This is a genomic window from Streptomyces sp. NRRL S-340 (assembly GCF_000720185.1).
Taxonomy (GTDB): domain Bacteria; phylum Actinomycetota; class Actinomycetes; order Streptomycetales; family Streptomycetaceae; genus Streptomyces.
This window is the reverse complement of record NZ_JOIY01000109.1, coordinates 1-858: the sequence shown is the minus strand read 5'-3', so window position 1 is coordinate 858 and position 858 is coordinate 1. Positions and strand designations below refer to the sequence as shown.

Sequence of the window (858 nt, the reverse complement as noted above, 5' to 3'; positions counted from 1 at the left end):
TCCGACGCTCCCACGGCTTGTAGGCACACGGTTTCAGGTACTATTTCACTCCCCTCCCGGGGTACTTTTCACCATTCCCTCACGGTACTATCCGCTATCGGTCACCAGGGAATATTTAGGCTTAGCGGGTGGTCCCGCCAGATTCACACGGGATTTCTCGGGCCCCGTGCTACTTGGGTGTCTCTCAAACGAGCCGCTGACGTTTCGACTACGGGGGTCTTACCCTCTACGCCGGACCTTTCGCATGTCCTTCGCCTACATCAACGGTTTCTGACTCGTCTCACAGCCGGCAGACTGTGAAAGAGAGATCCCACAACCCCGTATACGCAACCCCTGCCGGGTCTCACACGCATACGGTTTGGCCTCATCCGGTTTCGCTCGCCACTACTCCCGGAATCACGGTTGTTTTCTCTTCCTGCGGGTACTGAGATGTTTCACTTCCCCGCGTTCCCTCCATACTGCCTATGTGTTCAGCAGTAGGTGACAGCCCATGCCTGGTGCCAAGGCATCCACCGTGCGCCCTTAAAAACTTGGCCACAGATGCTCGCGTCCACTGTGCAGTTCTCAAACAACGACCAACCACCCGTCACAACCCGCCGAAGCAGATTTTTACCGGGGCCGGCATCCCGAAGGACGAGCAACGCTCGCACCCTCAGACACCCAACAGCGTGCCCGACACGGCCAACCGTCCAGATCAGCGTTCCACGCTCCGAAGAGCAGTACTAGCGCCTGGCCCATCCTGGACCGTGCCGAGTAGTCAACGTTCCACCCATGAGCTGACCACCGTCGGACGTTTGCCGACGTAGTGGCTCTGGCTGCCTTGCGGCAGCTAGATGCTCCTTAGAAAGGAGGTGATCC

Annotated in this window: 1 rRNA gene; it reads right to left on the bottom strand. The window is 58.4% G+C overall.

Annotated elements, in window-relative coordinates:
• Positions 1 to 536: ribosomal RNA gene (locus tag IG64_RS37165) — 23S ribosomal RNA — on the bottom strand; the annotation flags it as partial.
• Positions 537 to 858: the final 322 nt, after the last annotated feature.